A 2,575-nucleotide genomic window follows, 5' to 3' on the forward strand; every position below is an offset into this window, starting at 1 on the left:
TTATTCTATGTTTTGAATCTTATTATTGAATGGCAACAACAAATATAAATATTTCAAGCACTTAAAGTAAGAATGAAATATTTTAGTGAGCCATGCCATACCTCATGCCATCACAAATAATTTGTTCAAAAACACGGAACACAATCTTTCTTCAGCACTTCCATAAACCATTTTTACTCAGGCTAACCAAGGCGAATAACCTTCAAAAAACAGCCTAATACTGCTTGCCCCTCTAATGGCATGAGGTTACCCTCAGAATGCCTTAAGGAATAGAGATTTAAAATGGATAATAACCTAGTTGCTCAAAAAATTCGAGACGCCGTGCAAGAAACCTTTTCTTTAAATGAACCAGTCACAAATGACAATTTATCATTCAAAGAAGACTTAAGTGCTGACTCTATTGATATGGTTAGCTTAGCCCTCATTTTAGAGGAAGAGTTCGATGGCGAAATCGACGACAGTGTGGCAGATCAATTCAACACGGTTAACGATGTCATTAATTATGTAACAGAAACCATGAGTAAGAATGTTGGATAAAATTGTCGTAACAGGGATGGGCATTATCAACTCGGCTGGTAATGACATCAGTTCCTTCTGGAATGCTTGCCTTCAAAGCCAAAGCAATGTATCCAAAGTACCAGAAAGGTGGAATGATTATGCCAAGTATAATTCAGGGATATGGTCTCCACTACCAACGATAGACTACAAAGGCTATGGATTCGGCCGTATAGAGATAATGCAACGCGACCCTGTAAGCTTGTTAGCAATGATAGCCACACAACAAGCCCTTCAACAGGCCGGTGTTGAAACCGTTATTGCAAACGAAAAAAAGAATCAGTTTTCCCTGGATTTAGCTGCCCATACAAGGACGGGGATATTTATTGGGAGTGGTATCGGTGGAGCACATAGCTTCCTTGAAAATCAAGCGTTTCAAATGCTCAGCAACACTAAAAAAGCGCTAATGGAAGACAATGTACAGCCAGAGGTAACCAAGAAATTAATCCACCCCCCAAGAGTGAACCCCTTTTCTGTTTCGATGTTAATGCCTAACTCAGTATCTGCGGCAGTAGGCATTAAATACTCCATTCGCGGAATCAATCAAACAATCTGTCAAGCCTGTTCCTCTGGTACCACCGCAATCGGTCAAGCTTACCAAGCAATAAAAAATGGCACGCTAGATTTTGCCATTTGCGGAGGTGCTGAATACCTTTACGATGACTATGGCGGCATTTATAGAGGCTTTGACATAGCAAGGACATTGGCCCAACCTTCGAGTGATATCAATATAGCTAATCGCCCCTTTGATCGTGACAGAACTGGCTTTCTCCTATCACAAGGAGGCTCCGGCATCTTAATCCTTGAGAAAGAATCAGCCGCAATAAAACGCGGTGCAGAAATACTGGCACAAATCACTGGTTACGCTGAAACTTTCGATGCCTATTCCATGATGAGCTTAGAGCCTTCAGGGGGCCAGATTAAAAGCATGATCCACCATGCTATGACCGATGCCCAGCTTGTACCAACAAATATCGACTATATTAATACCCACGGAACAGGTACCAAGCTAAACGACCAGATAGAAAGCATGATTATAGAAGAATTATTCGGACAGAAACCCATTATAAATGCCAGTAAATCCATCACAGGACACGCTATCGGTGCGAGTGGTGCTATGGAAGCTGTCATCAGTGTATTGAGCCTGCAAAATCAAACTACACACCCTTGCAATAACCTAGTTAACCCCATTCGCGACCTAAACTTTGTTACCGAAGTAAAAGATCAGCAGATTACAAATGTACTCTCTCAATCCTTCGCTTTTGGTGGGCATAACTCAGCGCTAATTCTGTCGGCATATTGAAACATACAACGCGCGAAATACACCTAATAAAACAAATAAAAAGCACAATCCAACGATATAAATGCTACCGTAATTTGTATAAGGTGTACTCCCGCTTTTTGGTATTATTACACCATCGATATACCCTGCTTCTCCCTCAACACGCTGCGTGATAACACCATGACTATCTATAATTGCGGTTACACCATGATTAGTTGATGTAACCAAGGGCTTGCCACTTTCGATAGCTCGCATCTGCGCCATTTGTAACAACTGAGGACTGGCCCAAGTATCTTTAAACCAACTGAGGTCACTGATATAGACTAACACTGTCGCCTCTTTCCAATCATGCCTCAACTCTTCGCTGAATAAGATTTCATAGCAGATGGCAACGGCCAGCTTTACTCCTGCCACTGAAATCAATGACTGTTGGTTCAAGCCTTCTTTAAGGTTATCCATATCTTGTTCCGGCAAGAACTGTGACAAATCGATGAATGGCCAATCAGGCGTGTATTCCCCAAAAGGAATTAAATGGCGCTTGGTGTAATACTTATCGGGGTTTGACGCTTGCATGAAGGAATTAAACATTCGCCCACCAATATTACGATAGCCGCCTAACATAATAGGCGTACCAGAAGCTTCAAGTGCTACAGCCCCTTCTTTTAGATAGTGGTATACCCTGCGAAGCTCCATTGCAATAGATGACTCTGGCCAGATCACCAAGTCTGGTTGTGGCAA

3 protein-coding genes are annotated in these 2,575 nt (G+C 42.0%); 2 read left to right on the forward strand and 1 reads right to left on the reverse strand.

The window, feature by feature from the left end:
* Positions 1–282: 282 nt before the first annotated feature.
* Positions 283–537, forward strand: coding sequence for an acyl carrier protein (locus tag DKW60_RS22015; protein WP_109839819.1), 255 nt, complete (start codon positions 283–285; stop codon positions 535–537).
* Positions 527–1,858 (forward strand): beta-ketoacyl-[acyl-carrier-protein] synthase family protein, encoded by a 1,332-nt coding sequence (locus DKW60_RS22020; protein WP_109839820.1) that lies wholly within the window; start codon positions 527–529, stop codon positions 1,856–1,858. Before DKW60_RS22015 ends, DKW60_RS22020 begins: the two co-directional genes overlap by 11 nt.
* Here DKW60_RS22020 and lnt read toward each other — a convergent pair.
* Positions 1,838–2,575 (reverse strand): apolipoprotein N-acyltransferase (gene lnt / locus DKW60_RS22025; RefSeq protein WP_181389848.1); only part of this gene is annotated, 738 nt, incomplete at its 5' end. The genes DKW60_RS22020 and lnt overlap by 21 nt on opposite strands.

The organism is Leucothrix pacifica (genome assembly GCF_003172875.1).
Lineage (GTDB): Bacteria > Pseudomonadota > Gammaproteobacteria > Thiotrichales > Thiotrichaceae > Leucothrix > Leucothrix pacifica.

What these genes read in the sequence shown, in the direction of transcription:
- DKW60_RS22015 (WP_109839819.1), top strand. Translation starts at nt 283, where the DNA reads ATGGATAATAACCTAGTTGCTCAAAAAATTCGAGACGCCGTGCAAGAA.
- DKW60_RS22020 (WP_109839820.1), top strand. Translation starts at nt 527, where the DNA reads ATGTTGGATAAAATTGTCGTAACAGGGATGGGCATTATCAACTCGGCT.